The sequence below is a fragment of the Pseudomonas synxantha genome (assembly GCF_900105675.1).
In the GTDB taxonomy this organism is placed as follows: Bacteria; Pseudomonadota; Gammaproteobacteria; order Pseudomonadales; family Pseudomonadaceae; genus Aquipseudomonas; species Aquipseudomonas synxantha.
The window spans coordinates 4,097,200-4,115,470 of sequence record NZ_LT629786.1 but is presented as its reverse complement, the minus strand read 5'-3'; the positions used below and the strand labels follow the sequence as shown (position 1 = coordinate 4,115,470).

Genomic DNA, 18,271 nt, shown 5'->3' with positions numbered 1-18,271 from the left:
CGCAGGCACCCGCTCAGCTATACTTCCCTCCATTTGAATGGCCCTGCGAGGAATTACTGTGAAGAACTGGACCCTGCGCCAAAGGATTTTGGCGAGCTTTGCGGTAATCATCGCGATCATGCTACTGATGGTGGTGCTCTCGTATTCGCGTCTGCTGAAGATCGAAGCCAGCGAAAACTCAGTCCGTGACGATGCCGTGCCAGGGGTGTTTTTCAGCTCGATGATCCGCAGTGCCTGGGTCGACAGCTACCTGCAGACCCAAGAGTTGGTCGGAATCCACGAAAACCAGGCCATTTCCGAGGAAGACAAGCAGGACTACAAGTCGTTCGAGGCGCGACTCGAGCAGCACATGGAGAGCTACGCGGGGACTATCAACATCACCCAGGATCGCACCCAATTCGATGCCTTCGAAAAACTCCACCAGAACTACAACGCGATTCTCGCCCAGGTCCTGGCGGCCCATCAGAACAATAACCCGGCTGAGGCGCTGAGACTGTTCAACGAGCAACTGACTCCTGCCTGGACCGCAGGCCGCATGAAGCTCAACGACATCATCAATGAGAACAAACAGGTTGCTGACAATGCCACGGCCGCCATCGATGATGCCGTTGCGGCCGCAAAGGTCAGCATGGGCGTCTCGCTGCTGCTGGCGATTCTCGCCGCCGCGTTGTGCGGCCTGTTGCTGATGCGCGCGATCATGGCGCCGATGCAGCGCATCGTCGAGATCCTCGAAGTCATGCGCACCGGTGACCTGAGCAAGCGCCTGAACCTGGAGCGCAAAGACGAATTCAACGTTGTCGAAACCGGCTTCAACGACATGATGACCGAACTGACCGCCCTGGTATCCCAGGCGCAACGTTCGTCGGTGCAGGTCACCACCTCGGTCACCGAGATTGCTGCGACCTCCAAGCAGCAACAGGCCACCGCCACGGAAACCGCGGCCACCACCACCGAAATCGGTGCCACGTCCCGCGAGATCGCGGCTACCTCCAAGGACCTGGTCCGCACCATGACCGAAGTGTCCACCGCCGCTGACCAGGCCTCGGTCGCGGCCGGTTCAGGCCAGCAGGGCCTGGCGCGCATGGAAGAAACCATGCACTCGGTGATGGGCGCGGCCGACCTGGTCAACGCCAAGCTGGCGATCCTCAACGAGAAGGCCGGCAATATCAACCAGGTGGTGGTGACCATCGTCAAGGTGGCTGACCAGACCAACCTGTTGTCGCTCAACGCCGCCATCGAGGCGGAGAAAGCCGGCGAATACGGTCGCGGTTTTGCCGTGGTAGCCACCGAAGTGCGCCGCCTGGCCGACCAGACCGCCGTAGCCACCTATGATATCGAGCAAATGGTGCGTGAGATCCAGTCGGCAGTGTCGGCGGGGGTGATGGGCATGGACAAGTTCTCCGAGGAAGTACGCCGGGGCATGTTCGAAGTGCAGCAAGTCGGCGAGCAGTTGTCGCAGATCATCCATCAGGTCCAGGCCCTGGCGCCGCGTGTGCTGATGGTCAACGAAGGCATGCAGGCCCAGGCCACCGGCGCCGAACAGATCAACCACGCGCTGGTGCAATTAGGCGATGCCAGCAGCCAGACCGTCGAATCCCTGCGCCAGGCAAGCTTCGCCATTGATGAACTGAGCCAGGTTGCGGTCGGTCTGCGCAGCGGCGTGTCGCGTTTCAAAGTCTGATGAGCGATATTGCGGCTAAACGCAGCGCCGTCCCGGCAGCGAAAAAGGCCTTGTTCCTGGTGTTCCACATCGGCAACGAACGCTTTGCCCTCAAGGCCACCGAAGTGGCGGAAGTGCTGCCGCGCCTGGCGCTCAAACCCATCGCCCATGCGCCCCTGTGGGTGGCGGGTATCTTCGCCCATCGCGGGGCGCTGGTGCCGGTGATTGACTTGAGCGCCCTGACCTTCGGCACCTCGGCCCAGGCTCGCACCAGTACGCGGCTGGTGCTGGTCAATTACCAGCCGCAGCCCTGGAGCCAAGCGCGCTGGCTGGGGCTGATCCTGGAGCAGGCCACCGACACCCTGCGTTGCGACCCCGCCGAGTTCCAGCCCTATGGCCTGGACAACCAGCGGGCGCCGTACCTGGGGCCGGTGCGCGAGGATGCCCAGGGCTTGATGCAGTGGATTGGCGTCGCCGAGCTGCTGACCGCTGAAGTGCGCGCCTTGCTGTTTTCCGCCGAGTTGAGTTTATGAGCAGCGACCCGCGTTTTTCGGCGTTCTTGAAAGAACGCATCGGCCTGGACGTTGCTTCGGTGGGCGAGGCGATCATCGAGCGTGCCGTGCGTCAGCGCTGCCAGTCATCCCAGGCACAGTCGGCGCAGGATTACTGGCAGTACCTGCAAAACTCCCGTGACGAGCAGCAGGCGCTGATCGAAGCGGTGATCGTCCCCGAGACCTGGTTTTTTCGCTATCCCGAATCCTTTGCAACCCTGGCTCGCCTGGCCCAGGTGCGCCTGGCCGAAATCAAGCAAATGCGCGCCCTGCGCATTCTCAGCCTGCCGTGTTCTACCGGCGAAGAGCCCTATTCGATTGCCATGGCCTTACTCGACGCGGGCTTGGCGCCCCATCAGTTCAAAGTGCAGGGGATGGACGTCAGCCCCCTGTCGGTAGAGCGTGCGCGGCGCGGTGTGTACGGCAAGAACTCGTTTCGCGGCGCCGATCTTGAGTTTCGCGACCGCCACTTCACCGAAGAGGCGGGCGGTTACCGCATCGCCGACCGGGTACGTGAACAAGTCCGCCTGCAAGTGGGCAACTTGCTCGACCCGGCACTGCTGGCCAACGAGCCCATCTATGACTTTGTGTTCTGCCGCAACCTGCTGATCTATTTCGACCAGCCGACCCAAAAGCAAGTCTTTGACGTGCTCAAGGAACTGACCCACGTGGACGGCGTGCTATTTATCGGCCCGGCCGAGGGCAGCCTATTGGGCCGCCACGGCATGCGTTCGATTGGGGTGCCGCAATCTTTTGCCTTCAGCCGGCATGTAGAACAGACACCGCCGGCACCGGTATTTGTCCCCATGCCCGCGCCAACGCCGCAACGCAGCGCGGCACCGATACCGCTCAAGCCGCGTCCGTTCAGCAAGCCCCGCCCGCCAGAGCCACCGGCCAAAGTGCCACATACCGATGCCGGCGAGCTGCTCAGCCAGATCGCGACCTTGGCCAATGAAGGCAAGAGTGCCGAGGCTCGTGCCGCCTGCGAACGCTTTTTGGGCAGCCATCCACCGGCCGCCCAGGTGTTCTACTGGCTGGGGCTGCTCAGCGATGTGGCCGGCAGCGCCCTGGAGGCCCAGGGGTATTACCGCAAAGCCTTGTACCTGGAACCGCAGCATTCGCAGGCCCTGATGCATCTGGCCGCGCTGCTCGAGTCCCAGGGCGACAGTGCGGGGGCGCGCCGTCTTCAGGCGCGCGCCGCCCGTAGCGAGCGAGCTGACAGTGAGTCCAAACCATGAGTAGCCCTGACGCGCTCGACACCGCAGGCCTGGACCTGACGCTGACCGATACCCAAGCCATCGACGACTGCTGGAATCGCATCGGCATTCATGGCGACAAGTCTTGCCCATTGCTGGCTGAGCACATCCACTGCCGCAATTGCTCGGTGTACTCCGCCGCCGCCACGCGCCTGCTGGACCGCTATGCGCTGCAGCAGGACGATCATCGCCCACAGGCTGCCGTCGAAGCGGATAACGAGGTAGTCACCCGTTCACTGTTGATGTTTCGCCTCGGCGAGGAATGGCTCGGTATTGCTACCCGCTGCCTGGTGGAAGTGGCGCCATTGCAGCCGATCCACTCCCTGCCGCACCAGCGTTCCCGGGCGCTGCTGGGCGTGGCTAATGTGCGCGGCGCGTTGGTGGCGTGCCTGTCACTGATAGAACTGCTGGGCCTGGACAGCACCAGTGCTGGTGCCAGCGGCGCGCGCATCATGCCGCGCATGTTGATCATCGCGGCTCAGGACGGCCCGGTGGTTGTGCCGGTGGACGAAGTGGATGGCATTCATGCCATCGATGAACGCACCCTGAAGGCGGCGTCGGCCTCCGGTACCCAGGCCAGCGCACGCTACACCCAGGGCGTGTTGCAGTGGAAAGGCCGCAGCCTGCGCTGGCTGGACGAAGCGCAATTGTTGTCCGCCGTGACTCGGAGCCTCGCATGACCCCCGACCAGATGCGCGATGCCTCGCTGTTGGAACTGTTCAGCCTGGAGGCCGATGCGCAGACACAGGTATTGAGCGCGGGCCTTTTGGCCCTGGAGCGCAACCCAACCCAAGCCGACCAGCTCGAAGCCTGCATGCGCGCCGCGCACTCGCTCAAGGGCGCGGCGCGGATTGTCGGCGTGGATGCCGGGGTCAGCGTGGCCCACGTCATGGAAGATTGCCTGGTCAGCGCCCAGGAAGGCCGCCTGTATCTGCAACCCGAACACATCGACGCGTTGCTGCAAGGCACCGATCTGTTGATGCGTATCGCCACGCCGGGCAATGATGTGGGCGCGACAGATATCGAGGTGTATGTGGCGCTGATGGAGCGTCTGCTCGATCCGACACAGCCCATCGCCATGGGTGCGCCAAAACCCGAGCCTGCGCCCGCCGTTGACGAAGTGCAGCACGAGCCGGAGCCGGAGCCAGCGCCGCCGGTCAGCAGTGAAGCCCCGCGTCAGAACAAACGCATGACCGAAGGCGGCGAGCGCGTGCTGCGGGTGACGGCCGAGCGCTTGAACAGCCTGTTGGACCTGTCCAGCAAGTCCCTGGTGGAAACCCAACGGCTCAAGCCGTACCTGGCGAGCATGCAACGCCTCAAGCGCATTCAAAGCAACGGCTTGCGCGCCCTGGATACGTTGGACGGCCAGCTCAAGGCCCTGGACTTGAGCCTGGAAGCCCAGGAGGCCCTGGCCGATACCCGTCGCCTGTTGAGCGAAGCCCAGGCGCTGCTGGCGGAAAAACACGCCGAGCTGGATGAGTTCGGCTGGCAGGCCGGGCAGCGTGCCCAGGTGCTCTACGACACTGCGTTGGCCTGCCGCATGCGTCCGTTTGCCGACGTGCTGGCCGGGCAGGTGCGCATGGTCCGTGACTTGGGCCGCAGCCTGGGCAAACAAGTGCGCCTGGAGATCGAGGGCGAAAAGACCCAGGTCGACCGCGACGTACTGGAAAAACTCGAAGCGCCGCTCACTCATTTACTACGCAATGCCGTCGACCACGGCATCGAAACGCCCGAACAGCGCATGCTGGCAGGCAAGCCCGCGGAGGGCCTGATCCGCCTGCGCGCGTCCCACCAGGCCGGGCTGCTGGTGCTGGAGTTGAGCGATGACGGCAACGGTGTGGACCTCGAGCGCCTGCGCGGCGCCATCGTCGACCGGCACCTGTCGCCGGTGGACACCGCTCTGCGCTTGAGCGAAGAGGAACTGCTGACGTTCCTGTTCCTGCCCGGTTTCAGCCTGCGCGACACAGTCACCGAAGTGTCCGGGCGCGGCGTCGGCCTGGACGCGGTGCAGCACATGGTCCGGCAACTGCGCGGCGCCGTGGTGCTGGAGCAAACGGTGGGGCAGGGCAGCCGCTTCCACCTGGAAGTGCCGTTGACCTTGTCGGTGGTGCGCAGCCTGGTGGTGGAGGTGGGCGAAGAAGCCTATGCCTTTCCGCTGGCCCATATCGAACGCATGTGCGACCTGGCACCCGACGACATCGTGCAATTGGAGGGGCGCCAGCACTTTTGGCATGAGGGCCGGCACGTCGGCCTGGTAGCCGCCAGCCAGTTGTTGCAGCGTCCGCCGGGGCAAACCCCATCAGATACCTTGAAAGTGGTGGTGATCCGCGAGCGCGACGCCGTGTACGGGATTGCCGTGGAGCGCTTTATCGGTGAGCGCACCCTGGTGGTGTTGCCCCTGGATGATCGCCTGGGCAAGGTTCAGGACATCTCTGCCGGGGCCCTGCTCGATGACGGCTCGGTGGTGTTGATCGTCGATGTCGAAGACATGCTGCGTTCGGTGGACAAGCTGCTCAACACCGGCCGCCTGGAGCGTATCGCCCGGCGCAGCCAGCAGGCCAGCGAAGCACCGCGCAAGCGCGTGCTGGTGGTAGACGACTCGCTGACCGTACGCGAGCTGCAGCGCAAATTATTACTCAATCGTGGTTATGAAGTGGCTGTTGCGGTCGATGGCATGGATGGCTGGAACGCATTGCGTTCCGAGGACTTCGACCTGCTTATCACTGACATTGATATGCCTCGCATGGACGGTATTGAATTGGTCACACTCTTGCGTCGTGACAGTCGCCTGCAATCGTTGCCGGTGATGGTGGTTTCCTACAAGGATCGTGAAGAAGACCGGCGCCGTGGGCTCGACGCCGGTGCCGACTATTATCTAGCCAAAGCCAGTTTCCATGACGACGCCTTGCTCGACGCCGTGGTTGAACTGATCGGAGGCGCCCGGGCATGAGGATTGCGATCGTCAACGACATGCCCCTGGCCGTAGAGGCATTGCGTCGTGCCTTGAGTTTCGAACCCGCCCATGAGGTGGTGTGGGTGGCCAGCAATGGCCTGGAAGCGGTGCAGCGTTGCGCCGAACTGACCCCGGACCTGATCCTTATGGACCTGATCATGCCCGTCATGGATGGGGTAGAGGCTACCCGCCAGATCATGGCCGACACGCCATGTCCGATCGTGATCGTCACGGTCGACCGCCAGGCTAACGTCAGCCGCGTATTCGAGGCCATGGGCCATGGCGCCCTGGACGTGGTGGATACGCCGGCGCTGGGTGTGGGCAACCCCAAGGATGCGGCCGCGCCGTTGTTGCGCAAGATCCTCAATATCGGCTGGCTGGTCGGCCAGCGCGGCAGTCGTGTGCGTGTCGAAACCCCGACGCAGCGCATCACTGGCAAGCGTCAACGGTTGGTGGCCATTGGTTCTTCGGCCGGTGGGCCGGCGGCCCTGGAGATCCTGCTCAAGGGCTTGCCGCGCAATTTCCCCGCCGCCATCGTGCTGGTGCAGCACGTGGACCAGGTGTTCGCCGCGGGCATGGCCGAATGGTTGGGCAGCGCCTCCGGCCTGCCGGTACGCCTGGCCTGTGAAGGCGAGCCGCCGCAAACCGGGGTGGTATTGCTGGCCGGTACCAACCACCATATTCGCTTGTTGAAAAATGGCACGCTAGCCTATACGGCAGAGCCGGTGAATGAGATATACCGGCCGTCCATCGACGTATTTTTCGAAAGCGTCGCCAGCCATTGGAACGGCGATGCCGTCGGCGTCTTGCTGACCGGCATGGGGCGCGATGGCGCCCAGGGCCTCAAGTTGATGCGGGAACAAGGATATTTGACCATCGCCCAGGACCAGCAGAGTTCGGCGGTGTATGGCATGCCCAAAGCGGCAGCGGCGATCGACGCCGCTGTTGAAATTCGCCCACTGGATAGAATTGCGCCCCGATTGCTGGAGGTCTTTGCGAAATGAACAAAAATCTCCCGCCGTGCCGGTTTGCAGGTAGTAATTCAGGTGATTGCACATGAATGATTTACAGCTCGACGACTTCAAGACCGACGAAAACGCCGCGATGGTGTTGCTGGTCGACGACCAGGCCATGATCGGCGAAGCCGTTCGGCGTGGCCTGGCCCATGAAGAAAACATCGACTTCCACTTTTGCGCCGACCCGCATCAGGCGATTGCCCAGGCGATCCGCATCAAACCGACGGTGATCCTGCAAGATCTGGTAATGCCGGGGCTCGACGGCTTGACCCTGGTGCGCGAATACCGCAATCATCCGGCCACCGCTAATATCCCGATCATCGTGCTGTCTACCAAGGAAGACCCGCTGATCAAGAGCGCGGCCTTTGCCGCCGGAGCCAATGACTACCTGGTCAAACTGCCGGACAACATCGAGCTGGTGGCCCGCATCCGCTACCACTCGCGTTCCTACATGACCTTGTTGCAGCGCGATGCCGCCTACCGCGCACTACGGGTCAGCCAGCAACAGCTGCTGGACACCAACCTGGTGCTGCAACGCCTGATGCACTCCGACGGCCTGACCGGGTTGTCCAACCGCCGCCACTTCGACGAGTACCTTGAACTGGAATGGCGCCGTGCCATGCGCGATCAGACCCAACTGTCGCTGTTGATGATCGACGTGGATTTCTTCAAGACCTTCAACGACAGCTTCGGTCACGTCGAAGGCGACGAAGCCCTGCGCAAAGTCGCCGAAGCCATCCGCGATGCCAGCAGCCGCCCTTCGGACCTGCCGGCGCGCTACGGCGGTGAAGAATTCGCCCTGGTGCTGCCAAACACCTCCCCGGGCGGTGCGCGGCTGGTGGCGGAAAAACTGCGCATGGCCGTGGCCGCGTTGAAAATCCCGCACAATGCGCCGGTGGAAGGTTCGAGCCTGACCATCAGTATCGGCTTGTCGACCTTGACACCGGTACAGGGCACGGATTGCCGGCAGTTGATCATGGCGGCGGACAAGGGGCTGTATACGGCCAAGCATAATGGGCGCAATCAAGTGGGCATCGAATAACTCAAGGTCAGCACAAAGCCAAATGTGGGAAAGGCAAGTCCCCTCCCACATTTCAATCTTCATTGGTCTTGGGATTGTGTACAAACCCCCGCCTTTTCGGCCAAGCGGACTGCCGTTTCCAGCCGTTTGCCGTTATACTCGCCGGCTTTCAAAAGTTCGCCAACGAGTGCTGCCTGCCATGGAAATCAACCCGATCCTTAACACCATCAAGGACCTGTCCGAGCGCTCCGAAACTATTCGGGGGTATCTTTGACTACGATCAAAAGCATGAGCGTCTGACCGAGGTCAATCGCGAGCTTGAAGATCCGAGCGTCTGGAACAAACCTGAATACGCCCAGGAGCTGGGGCGCGAGCGCTCTGCGCTGGCGCAGATCGTCGATACCCTCGATGAACTGAACACCGGCCTGGGTGATTGCCGTGACCTGCTGGACATGGCCGTCGAGGAAAACGACGAAGGCGCAGTGGGCGATGTCGTCGCCGAGCTGGCCCGTCTTGAGGAAAACCTCGCCAAGCTTGAGTTCCGCCGCATGTTCAGCCATGAAATGGACCCGAACAACGCCTACCTGGACATCCAGGCCGGTTCCGGCGGCACCGAGGCCCAGGACTGGGCCAACATCCTGTTGCGCATGTACCTGCGTTGGGCCGACAAGCGCGGTTTCGACGCGACCATCATGGAACTGTCCGCCGGTGAAGTCGCCGGTATCAAGGGCGCGACCGTGCACATCAAGGGTGAATACGCCTTTGGCTGGCTGCGTACCGAGATCGGTGTACACCGCCTGGTGCGCAAGAGCCCGTTCGACTCCGGCAACCGTCGCCACACCTCGTTTTCCGCAGTGTTCGTCTCGCCCGAGATCGACGACAAGGTGGAAATCGAGATCAACCCGGCCGACCTGCGCATCGATACCTACCGTTCCTCCGGTGCTGGTGGCCAGCACGTAAACACCACTGACTCGGCCGTACGTATCACCCACGTACCGACCAACACCGTGGTCAGTTGCCAGAACGAGCGTTCCCAGCATGCCAACAAGGACACCGCCATGAAAATGCTGCGGGCCAAGTTGTACGAGCAGGAAATGCAGAAGCGCAATGCGGCTTCCCAGGCGCTGGAAGATACCAAGTCGGATATCGGCTGGGGTCACCAGATTCGTTCGTACGTGCTCGATGCGTCGCGGATCAAGGACCTGCGCACCAACATCGAACGCAGCGACTGCGACAAGGTACTCGACGGCGATATCGACGAATACCTGGAAGCCAGCCTCAAATCCGGCCTGTAAGAATACTGTAGGCGATCCCCGGCCTACGCCTGGGACAACGAACCAGATGGAAAATTTAAAGACATGAGCGACCAACAACTCGACCCGCAAGCCCTGCAACAGGAAGAAAACTCCCTGATCGCCCTGCGCAAGGAAAAGCTTGCTGCCGAGCGCGCCAAGGGTAATGCCTTCCCCAATGACTTCCGCCGCGACAACTACTGCGATGCCTTGCAGAAGCAGTACGCGGACAAGACCAAGGAAGAGCTGGCAGAGGCTGCGATCCCGGTCAAGGTGGCAGGTCGCATCATGCTAAACCGTGGCTCGTTCATGGTGATCCAGGACATGACCGGGCGTATCCAGGTCTACGTCAACCGCAAGACCCTTTCCGAAGAAACCCTGGCCTCGGTGAAAACCTGGGACATGGGCGACATCATCGCAGCCGAGGGCACCCTGGCCCGTTCCGGCAAGGGCGACCTGTACGTCGAGATGACCAGCGTGCGCCTGCTGACCAAGTCCCTGCGCCCGCTGCCGGACAAACACCACGGCCTGACCGACACCGAGCAGCGTTATCGCCAGCGCTATGTCGACCTGATCGTCAACGAAGAGGTGCGCCAGACGTTCCGCGTGCGTTCGCAAGTCATTGCGCACATCCGCAGCTTCCTGATGCAGCGTGACTTCCTCGAAGTGGAAACGCCGATGCTGCAAACCATCCCAGGTGGTGCCGCAGCCAAGCCGTTCGAAACCCACCATAACGCCCTGGACATGGAAATGTTCCTGCGCATCGCGCCTGAGCTTTACCTCAAGCGCCTGGTTGTCGGCGGTTTCGAGAAAGTGTTCGAGATCAACCGCAACTTCCGTAACGAAGGTGTCTCGACCCGTCACAACCCTGAATTCACCATGTTGGAGTTCTACCAGGCCTACGCCGACTACGAAGACAACATGGACCTCACCGAAGAACTGTTCCGCGAGCTGGCACAGCTGGTTCTGGGCAGCACCGACGTGCCGTACGGCGACAAGGTGTTCCATTTCGGCGAGCCGTTTGTGCGTCTGTCGGTGTTCGACTCGATCCTCAAGTACAACCCTGAGCTGACGGCTGACGACCTGAATGACATCGACAAGGCCCGCGCCATCGCCAAGAAAGCCGGGGCCAAGGTGCTGGGTTTCGAAGGCCTGGGCAAGTTGCAGGTGATGATTTTCGAAGAACTGGTGGAGCACAAGCTGGAACAGCCGCACTTCATTACCCAGTACCCGTTCGAAGTGTCGCCGCTGGCCCGTCGCAACGACGACAACCCGAACGTCACCGACCGTTTCGAGCTGTTCATTGGTGGCCGTGAAATCGCCAACGCCTACTCCGAGCTTAACGACGCGGAAGACCAGGCCGAGCGCTTCATGGCCCAGGTGGCCGACAAGGACGCCGGCGATGACGAAGCCATGCACTACGACGCCGACTTCGTACGGGCCCTGGAATACGGCATGCCGCCCACCGCCGGTGAAGGCATCGGTATCGACCGCCTGGTGATGCTGTTGACCAACTCGCCGTCGATCCGCGACGTGATCCTGTTCCCGCACATGCGGCCACAAGCGTAACCGTAGCGAAAACCGAAGCCGCCTTTTATAAGGCGGCTTTTTTATGTGGCGTATTCAAGCGTCAAGCGAACAGCGCCAGGTTTTGATCTATTCAAGGATGTGTTTGGTGAACCGCGTAATGGCTCAAGAAGGTGCCGCCGGCATTGCTGCCGCCGTGGCTGAAAGCGTTCAGTACCAAGGCCGCAAGGCCAGTCGCCGGGGCAGCGAGCAACGCCGCCAGGACATTCTCGATGCGGCGATGCGCATCGTGGTGCGCGAAGGCGTACGCGCCGTGCGCCATCGGGCCGTGGCCGCGGAGGCCGGCGTGCCGCTGTCGGCCACTACCTACTATTTCAAGGATATCGACGACCTGCTTACCGACACCTTCGCCCAGTACGTCGAACGCAGTGCCGCGTTCATGGGCAAGCTATGGGTGCGCAACGAGGGCTTGCTGCGCGAGATGGTTGCCTATGGCGATGGCAGCCCACAGTCGCGTTCGCAACTGGCCGATGACATCGCCCGGCTGACCGCCGACTACGTGCTGCGCCAACTGACCAACCGTCGCGAATACCTGATGGCCGAACTGGCCTTTCGCCAAGAGGCGCTGTTGAACCCGCGCCTGGCCGAGCTGGTGCGTTCCCATCAGCAGATCCTGTTGCAGGGCACCGGGCAGTTTTTCCAGGTATTGGGCTCCCGTGAGCCGCAACAGGATGCCAAAGTGTTGACGGCTATTATCAGTCGGATGGAATATCAGGGCCTGCTTGGCGGCCCAGAGCCGCTGACCGGCGAAGAGATGCTTGAAATCCTCAAGCGTTACATGCATTTGGTGCTGGCTTCGGTCTGACACCGGGGGATGTCCAATGAAAGTCTGGCGCGTCGCGGTAATCGCCTTGTTGGTCCTGTTGCTCAGCGGTTGCCTGGTGACTTTCAAGGAACCATTGCCGACGGCTGAAGCCGCGCCAGAGGCTCTGCTAGGCAAGTGGGCCAGCAGGAATGCCTGGGGCGAGCCGCTCAACCTGCAGATCACCCGTGCCGGCGAGCATCGTTATAAAGCGGTGAGCTACCCTAAAGCCAAGCCGGGCCAGCGCGATGAGTATCTGTTTAGCGTCTCGCGCCACGGCAGCCGCTGGTATATGTCGGCGCCGCTGCCTGCAAGACTGGGCGGGCATTTCATCCTGGCGGGCTTTGAGTTTGATGAAAAGCACGAACTGGTGGTCTACAACCTCGACCTCGAACAGATCCACCAAGCCATTGGCCAGCAGGCCTTGCACGGCAGCACTGTAGACACCGTCGAAGGCGCCGGTGTGCTGGTGGATAGCCCCATGGACCAGGTGTTTGCCTACCTGGATGACCCGGCCAATGCCGATGTGTTCGTTGAAGCCGTGCGCTACCGGCGCGTGGGTAAATAACGTTTAAAGAGGAAGCACCGGGTGGACGAATACCAGCAGACGATACGCACCTTGTCCGATCGCATTGTGCTGGCGCAAACACCGATCCGTGTCCTCGACGCGGTGAAATGGGACGAGAATATCCGCCAGGGATTTCTCAAGGCCAAGGGCAAGGCCATGCCTGCCGTGGACCGCGATTACTACTTGAGCCGGCCGTTGTCGTTCGACTCCAGTGCGGTCAAGCTGGAGTTCCAGAACATCGAGCGCGACATCACCCGTCGCCTTGGGCAGTTCAGCCCGGTGGGGCAGATCATGCGTCGCATGTGCCGCGAATACCGCATGGTGGTGCGCATGCTCGAAGCACGCGGCACCGAGGATTTCGGCCTGATCTCCCAGGAGCTGTATGGCGCCGCTTCCGATGCCTTCCACGCCGGCGACCCGACCCTGGCCGACCTGGGCCTGATGCTGTCCGATTACCTGAACAATATCGATGGCCGTGGCGACCTCAAGGACGAAGCCAAGACCCTTACCGCCAAGGACGCCGTTGCACTGTTGCAGACCCGGCTGAACAAGGTGTTCGGCGAAGCGGAAGAAACCATTCGCGTGTTTGAGTCCGATGGCATCGTCGCCGACGCGGCGGCGGGTGCCGACTACATTAAGATCCGCGCCGACGCGATGTTCAACGACCGTGACGTGCGCGCCCTGGAAGTGCATGAAGGGCTGGTGCATGTGGGCACCACCCTCAATGGCCAGAACCAGCCGATCTGCACGTTCCTGTCCAAGGGGCCGCCGTCATCCACCGTGACCCAGGAAGGCCTGGCGATCCTGATGGAAATCATCACGTTTGCTTCCTACCCCAGCCGTCTGCGCAAGTTGACCAACCGTACCCGCGCCATCCACATGGTGGAGGAGGGCGCCGACTTCCTGCAGGTGTTCGAGTTCTTCCGCGAGCAAGGCTTTGAAATGGCCGAGAGCTATGGCAACGCCAGCCGGGTATTTCGTGGCTCGGTGCCGACCGGTCTGCCGTTTACCAAGGATTTGTCCTACCTTAAGGGCTTTATCATGGTCTACAACTACATCCAGCTTGCTGTGCGTAAAGGTAAGCTGGAACAAGTGCCGCTGCTGTTCTGCGGCAAGACCACCCTGGAAGACATGCGTACCCTGCGCCAATTGGTCGACGAAGGCCTGGTGGTACCGCCCAAGTACCTGCCGGATCAGTTTCGTGACATGAACGCGCTGGCGGCGTGGATGTGTTTCTCCAACTTCCTCAATCACCTGAGCCTGGACCGGATCGAGGCGGATTACTCCAATATCCTTTAGGGGGTCTCCAAGGGACTTCATATTTGTCAGCGAGGTTTCAACGGATGAGAATCCTCGGCATTCTATGCCTGCTACTTACACTCAATGGCTGCAGCTCCTTGCTGTTCTACCCCGAACCCGGCCTGCCGTTTACGCCGGAAAAAGCCCGCCTGCAATACCGCGACGTCACCATCACCACCGCCGACGGCATCAAACTCCACGCCTGGTGGCTGCCGGCCAAACCCGGTGTGCCGCTCAAGGGCACGGTGCTGCACCTGCACGGCAACGGCGGCAACCTGTCCTGGCACCTGGGTGGCAGTTGGTGGTTGCCCGAGCAGGGCTATCAAGTGCTGCTGCTGGACTATCGCGGCTATGGACTTTCGCAAGGCAAGCCGTCGTTGCCGGCGATCTATCAGGATATCGACGCCGCGTTCAGCTGGATCGACAAGGCGCCCCAAACCCAGGGCCAACCGCTGATTGTGTTGGGCCAAAGCCTGGGCGGCGCACTGGCCGTGCATTACCTGGCAGCCCATCCGGAGCGTCAAAGCCAACTCAAGGCCCTGGTGCTGGACGGTGTGCCGGCCAGTTATCGTGACGTAGGACAATTCGCCCTGAGCACTTCATGGTTAACCTGGCCGTTCCAGGTTCCCTTGTCTTGGTTGGTGCCCGACGCCGACAGTGCAATTAACACCATGCCCCAGTTGACCGGCGTGCCAAAACTGCTGTTTCACAGCCTGGATGACCCGATCGTGCCGGTGTCCAATGGGCTGCGCCTGTATCAAGCGGCCCCACCGCCAAGGGTGCTGCAGCTGACCCGTGGCGGCCATGTGCAGACTTTTGCCGACAAAACCTGGCAAACCGTGATGCTGCGTTACCTGGAAGATCCACAGCATTTCAATGGCCTGCGTCGCCTGGGCGAAATCCCGAATTATCCAACCTCTAAAGTCGATCCATCAGAGAGCCCGCAATGAGTGAAGAACGCAACATGATCCCGCTGATCCTCACCGGTATCGGCACCATCATCGGCACCGTCGGTTGCCTGTGGTACTACGGCTACCTGCATTTCGCCAAGCCGGAGGATGCGTTGCTGCTCAGCGACTTCACCATGCTCAAGACCTTGCCGGGTGAGGATTACAAAATATCCCTGACGCCCGCCGCGCAAGTGGCGCAGTGCGTGGACGGTGTGTTGGTGATGTTTGATACCGAACAGAAAGGCTTGAGCGGCGTACTGGTGAACAACAAGAAGCAGGCCGTTCGTTGCATGGGGCAGGAAACCCCGCAGTTGCAACAATGAGGCGCTGCATCGCCTCTGTGGGAAAACTCCCTTATAGATGCCGATTAGTCATTTAAGACTGCTGCGAACCGTTACAGGCTGGAACCACTTTGGCGTGCTTGCCACAGATCGTGAACTGATTCGCTTGGCTGATCAGTTCACCGTATTCATTAATCTGGAGCATGCAATTATGGTTGGTATCGTTGGTGCAAGTGGTGTACAGGGCGCAGGCAATGTTGGCAATTCGGGCAATGCCGCAGATTCTCAGCAAGGCTCCGCCATTCAAAATATCAGGGATCAAATTGACGCCAAGCTTGCCGAGGGTGCCCAAGGCGGGCAGGGTGGAGGCGGCAGTCAAGGGGCTGGTGGTTCACAAGGGGGCGGAGGCGCTCAGGGGGCTGGAGGCGGCGATACCCTTGAGGAGCTGCTGGAAAAGCTGAAACAGCTGCTTGCCCAGGCCGGCCAAGGTGGTGAAGGCGGTCAGGATGCCACGCAAGGTGGTGGCCAGATCCAGGCAGGTGGGGCCCCTAGCCAGGGCCCGGTCAACTACTGATTGACGGTTGTTGAACAAGCCGCCGGTTATGGGCGGGTTTTCACGCGTGCAGAGATGAATGGGGTTGATCCCCAGCTTCACGCAGAAGCTCGCATGTAACGAAATTACCTGGAACCGTTTTGTGTAAATAGCCACAAAGGGCATATAACTTTTACACGGAGCGGGGCCGGGAAGCAGTGATAAATATTGATGCGATACACAACATGGTGGCCATGGCCAGGGCACATCAGGCATTGGAGCGGCAAAACGCGCAAGAGCAGGCGCGTAACAACTGGACGGACGATTTGGCCGATACCTCCCGTAGCGGAGCAATGATAACGCCGCCAGATGAAGATACAGATCGCACGATCCAGTATTCCTGATCAAAAAAAACCCACCATAAGGTGGGTTTTTTTATCCAGCGTCAACGATCAATAAGCAACGGAAGAGCGTGGCTTGACCGGCTGGTTATCGTTGGAGATGGTGACTTCAACGCGACGGTTCATGGCACGGCCAGACACGCTGCCGTTGTCGGCAACCGGGTATTCCTTGCCGTAGCCCTGGGTCACGATGCGCGAGATGTCCACGCCTTGTTGAGCCAGTGCACGTTGTACGGAAGCGGCACGACGCTCGGACAGGCTCTGGTTGTACGAGTCCGAACCGGTGCTGTCGGTGTAGCCTTCAACGATGACTTTACGGTCCGGGTTATCGCGCAGGAACTGAGCCAGTTTGGTGATGTTCACCAGGCCGCTGGATTTCAGGTCGGACTTGTTGGTGGCAAACAATACGTCGCCGAAAGTCACCAGGGTGCCACGGTCGGTCTGCTTGGCATTCAAGCTGTTTTGCAGTTGCTTGATCTGCGCATCACGGGCGTCCAGCAGGGCGCGGGCACGTTCGTCGCCGGCGTTTTTCAGCTTGGCTTCGTTTTCGCGCAGGGCGATGGTGTCCTTGGCGACTTCAACGCGCTGGTTGGTCAGGTAGGCGAGTTGGTCGACCTTCTTCTCGTCTTCCTTGTCGCGGTACGCCTTGTCAGCCTTGTCCAGCCATTCGCTGGCGTCTTTGGTTTCCAGCGCTGCCAGCTTGGTGGCTTGCGGGTTGGTTTGCAGGGCCGAGAAGTTGGTCCGTGCATTTTCCAGGTTCGCGTTCGGCGGGGTGGAGCAGGCCGCCAAGGCAACGCTCATCGCCAGCAGGGCAGGGATCATCAGTTGTTTACGCATAGTCGTGTCGTCCTTTCAATTCGATATCAGGTGCGATGCAGTCAAGGGGCTGCGGCTTACTTCTGCTGGATAGCAGCCGGGCGCATGCCTTCCTTACGCAGCTCTTCAACAGCCTTCTGGGAGTCCTTCACAGCCTGTTCAGCCTTGGCAGCCTGGGCTTTACGCTCAGCAACGCGAGCGTCCCACTCGGCCTGCTCGGCCAACATACGAGCCTTGTCGTAGTTCTTGTCGTGCATGGCCAGTTCAGCTTCCTTGAGCTTGTCCTGGGCCGCCTTCATTTCCACGGCGGCATACTCGGTGCCGCCGGCGCTCACGGCGCTGTTGACAGCCGATTGAGTCACGGCGTACTGCTCGGTTGGAGGATTGCCGGCGCAGCCCGCGAGAACGAAGCTGGTGCCGATTGCCAGCGCGGCCAATTTGAGCCCGCGCAGGTGGTTAAACGAGGATTTGGCAGTGCTGGTGTTCATCGTCTTCAACTCCATTGGATAACTCCTGAAAAACATCAAAATCCATCGTGGCGTATCGATTGCGGCCCCGGCGATAAAGCACATGACGCCAGTTTCAAACGACCGTTCCAAGTGATGGCTTACTGGCTGTGACCGGCGGCTTTTTTCAAAAGTTCAGAGAAGATGGCGATTTGCCTAAAAAAATATCTGACTGATCGGTCAGGGTTTAAACATGGAACTTTCAGCGCTCGCAGAGGTAGCCCGAGCCTCTAGGAGGCCCGGAATACTTGATTCAGATGGGCATTGCGGATGTATATCAGTGCTTTTGTTCGTCGGCACTGGCTGACAGATCATGCAGATAACGGCGCGACAGGGTCAGAAAACGTGGAGTGGGCCCGACGTCTTCATACAGCGGGTCACCTTCCTCGTCGGTGGCAATCACCTGCTGGCCCTTGATATAGGGGAAGCTGGCTTCCAGCTCTTCCAGGGCGGCACCGATCAGCTCTCCGAGCAATTCTTCGGTATGGCGCTTGGGATACATCTCGGCAAGGGCAGCCAAGCGTGCCGCGGATTCCACGTCCAGATGAATCGCGTATTCAGTCTGGGTCAGGCGACCCTTGGCGGTTTCTTCCCAGTGCTGGGGCAGTTCTCGAATCTTCATGGCAACCTCAATAAGCCTGCGATGGCAGGCGGTGATGAGTGACCAGCCGCCTGCTTGGATAACGTGGCGGCTCACTCTTGAGACTAGCTGTCAGCCACAAGGTTTAAAGTCGTTTGCGTTCGGCCTTGTCAGATACCGACGCGGGCGGCACTCTGGAA

Annotated in this window: 18 protein-coding genes; 15 read left to right on the top strand and 3 right to left on the bottom strand. The window is 60.7% G+C overall.

Translation table 11 applies throughout. The annotated features are described in order from the left end of the window. Positions 1–58: 58 nt before the first annotated feature. The 15 genes from BLU48_RS19130 (at position 59) to BLU48_RS19060 (ending at position 15,810) form a co-directional block, all read left to right on the top strand. Positions 59–1,681 carry a methyl-accepting chemotaxis protein gene (locus tag BLU48_RS19130; RefSeq protein WP_057021874.1) on the top strand — a complete coding sequence of 541 codons (1,623 nt, stop codon included), beginning with the start codon at positions 59–61 and terminating at the stop codon, positions 1,679–1,681. Further along, on the top strand, positions 1,681–2,193 hold the full coding sequence (locus tag BLU48_RS19125; RefSeq protein WP_057021875.1) for a chemotaxis protein CheW: 513 nt from the start codon (positions 1,681–1,683) through the stop codon (positions 2,191–2,193). The genes BLU48_RS19130 and BLU48_RS19125 overlap by 1 nt, the downstream gene beginning before the upstream one ends. Next, a complete protein-coding gene (locus BLU48_RS19120) occupies positions 2,190–3,449 on the top strand; it encodes a CheR family methyltransferase (RefSeq protein WP_057021876.1) in 1,260 nt (419 codons plus the stop codon). Before BLU48_RS19125 ends, BLU48_RS19120 begins: the two co-directional genes overlap by 4 nt. Then, positions 3,446–4,147: a chemotaxis protein CheW gene (locus tag BLU48_RS19115; protein ID WP_057021877.1), complete on the top strand. Its 702-nt coding sequence runs from the start codon at positions 3,446–3,448 to the stop codon at positions 4,145–4,147. The genes BLU48_RS19120 and BLU48_RS19115 overlap by 4 nt, the downstream gene beginning before the upstream one ends. Beyond that, a complete protein-coding gene (locus BLU48_RS19110; RefSeq protein WP_057021878.1) occupies positions 4,144–6,417 on the top strand; it encodes a hybrid sensor histidine kinase/response regulator in 2,274 nt (757 codons plus the stop codon). The genes BLU48_RS19115 and BLU48_RS19110 overlap by 4 nt, the downstream gene beginning before the upstream one ends. Beyond that, positions 6,414–7,424: a chemotaxis response regulator protein-glutamate methylesterase gene (gene cheB, locus BLU48_RS19105; protein ID WP_057021879.1), complete on the top strand. Its 1,011-nt coding sequence runs from the start codon at positions 6,414–6,416 to the stop codon at positions 7,422–7,424. The genes BLU48_RS19110 and cheB overlap by 4 nt, the downstream gene beginning before the upstream one ends. A 52-nt stretch (positions 7,425–7,476) precedes the next feature. Beyond that, positions 7,477–8,478 (top strand): diguanylate cyclase domain-containing protein, encoded by a 1,002-nt coding sequence (locus BLU48_RS19100; RefSeq protein ID WP_057021880.1) that lies wholly within the window; start codon positions 7,477–7,479, stop codon positions 8,476–8,478. Between the two features lie 178 nt (positions 8,479–8,656). Beyond that, positions 8,657–9,752 (top strand): peptide chain release factor 2 gene (gene prfB, locus BLU48_RS19095; protein WP_108240705.1). Its coding sequence is split into 2 segments (ribosomal slippage): positions 8,657–8,728 and positions 8,730–9,752, totalling 1,095 coding nucleotides; the frame shifts between segments, so codons are not numbered across the junction. 63 nt (positions 9,753–9,815) lie between these two features. Beyond that, positions 9,816–11,318, top strand: coding sequence for a lysine--tRNA ligase (lysS, locus tag BLU48_RS19090; protein ID WP_034118409.1), 1,503 nt, complete (start codon positions 9,816–9,818; stop codon positions 11,316–11,318). A 106-nt stretch (positions 11,319–11,424) separates the two neighbouring features. Further along, on the top strand, positions 11,425–12,141 hold the full coding sequence (locus BLU48_RS19085; RefSeq protein WP_057022233.1) for a TetR/AcrR family transcriptional regulator: 717 nt from the start codon (positions 11,425–11,427) through the stop codon (positions 12,139–12,141). Between the two features lie 16 nt (positions 12,142–12,157). Then, on the top strand, positions 12,158–12,706 hold the full coding sequence (locus BLU48_RS19080) for a hypothetical protein (RefSeq protein ID WP_057021881.1): 549 nt from the start codon (positions 12,158–12,160) through the stop codon (positions 12,704–12,706). 21 nt (positions 12,707–12,727) lie between these two features. Further along, positions 12,728–14,005 (top strand): flavohemoglobin expression-modulating QEGLA motif protein, encoded by a 1,278-nt coding sequence (locus BLU48_RS19075; RefSeq protein ID WP_057021882.1) that lies wholly within the window; start codon positions 12,728–12,730, stop codon positions 14,003–14,005. 44 nt (positions 14,006–14,049) lie between these two features. Further along, a complete protein-coding gene (locus BLU48_RS19070; RefSeq protein ID WP_057021883.1) occupies positions 14,050–14,955 on the top strand; it encodes an alpha/beta hydrolase in 906 nt (301 codons plus the stop codon). Further along, complete coding sequence (locus BLU48_RS19065; protein ID WP_043050917.1) at positions 14,952–15,278, top strand: hypothetical protein; 327 nt, start codon at positions 14,952–14,954, stop codon at positions 15,276–15,278. The genes BLU48_RS19070 and BLU48_RS19065 overlap by 4 nt, the downstream gene beginning before the upstream one ends. Positions 15,279–15,372: 94 nt before the next feature. Continuing rightward, positions 15,373–15,810, top strand: coding sequence for a hypothetical protein (locus BLU48_RS19060; protein WP_169718274.1), 438 nt, complete (start codon positions 15,373–15,375; stop codon positions 15,808–15,810). Positions 15,811–16,220: 410 nt separating this feature from the next. On the opposite strand, the gene BLU48_RS19050 is transcribed toward BLU48_RS19060, so the two are convergent. The 3 genes from BLU48_RS19050 to BLU48_RS19040 all read right to left on the bottom strand — a co-directional run bounded on the left by BLU48_RS19050 (position 16,221) and on the right by BLU48_RS19040 (position 18,113). Further along, positions 16,221–17,006 carry an OmpA family protein gene (locus BLU48_RS19050; protein ID WP_046071257.1) on the bottom strand — a complete coding sequence of 262 codons (786 nt, stop codon included), beginning with the start codon at positions 17,004–17,006 and terminating at the stop codon, positions 16,221–16,223. A gap of 56 nt (positions 17,007–17,062) precedes the next feature. Next, entirely contained in the window at positions 17,063–17,488 is a 426-nt protein-coding gene (locus BLU48_RS19045) for a DUF4398 domain-containing protein (protein ID WP_043050915.1), read from the bottom strand. Between the two features lie 280 nt (positions 17,489–17,768). Beyond that, positions 17,769–18,113 (bottom strand): hypothetical protein, encoded by a 345-nt coding sequence (locus tag BLU48_RS19040; protein WP_043050914.1) that lies wholly within the window; start codon positions 18,111–18,113, stop codon positions 17,769–17,771. Positions 18,114–18,271 lie beyond the last annotated feature (158 nt).

Excerpts from the sequence above, each read along its gene's own strand:
- BLU48_RS19125 (WP_057021875.1), top strand. The coding sequence starts at position 1,681 with ATGAGCGATATTGCGGCTAAACGCAGCGCCGTCCCGGCAGCGAAAAAG.
- BLU48_RS19120 (WP_057021876.1), top strand. The coding sequence starts at position 2,190 with ATGAGCAGCGACCCGCGTTTTTCGGCGTTCTTGAAAGAACGCATCGGC.
- BLU48_RS19115 (WP_057021877.1), top strand. The coding sequence starts at position 3,446 with ATGAGTAGCCCTGACGCGCTCGACACCGCAGGCCTGGACCTGACGCTG.
- BLU48_RS19110 (WP_057021878.1), top strand. The coding sequence starts at position 4,144 with ATGACCCCCGACCAGATGCGCGATGCCTCGCTGTTGGAACTGTTCAGC.
- cheB (WP_057021879.1), top strand. The coding sequence starts at position 6,414 with ATGAGGATTGCGATCGTCAACGACATGCCCCTGGCCGTAGAGGCATTG.
- BLU48_RS19100 (WP_057021880.1), top strand. The coding sequence starts at position 7,477 with ATGAATGATTTACAGCTCGACGACTTCAAGACCGACGAAAACGCCGCG.
- lysS (WP_034118409.1), top strand. The coding sequence starts at position 9,816 with ATGAGCGACCAACAACTCGACCCGCAAGCCCTGCAACAGGAAGAAAAC.
- BLU48_RS19080 (WP_057021881.1), top strand. The coding sequence starts at position 12,158 with ATGAAAGTCTGGCGCGTCGCGGTAATCGCCTTGTTGGTCCTGTTGCTC.
- BLU48_RS19070 (WP_057021883.1), top strand. The coding sequence starts at position 14,050 with ATGAGAATCCTCGGCATTCTATGCCTGCTACTTACACTCAATGGCTGC.
- BLU48_RS19065 (WP_043050917.1), top strand. The coding sequence starts at position 14,952 with ATGAGTGAAGAACGCAACATGATCCCGCTGATCCTCACCGGTATCGGC.
- BLU48_RS19050 (WP_046071257.1), bottom strand. The coding sequence starts at position 17,006 with ATGCGTAAACAACTGATGATCCCTGCCCTGCTGGCGATGAGCGTTGCC.
- BLU48_RS19045 (WP_043050915.1), bottom strand. The coding sequence starts at position 17,488 with ATGGAGTTGAAGACGATGAACACCAGCACTGCCAAATCCTCGTTTAAC.
- BLU48_RS19040 (WP_043050914.1), bottom strand. The coding sequence starts at position 18,113 with ATGAAGATTCGAGAACTGCCCCAGCACTGGGAAGAAACCGCCAAGGGT.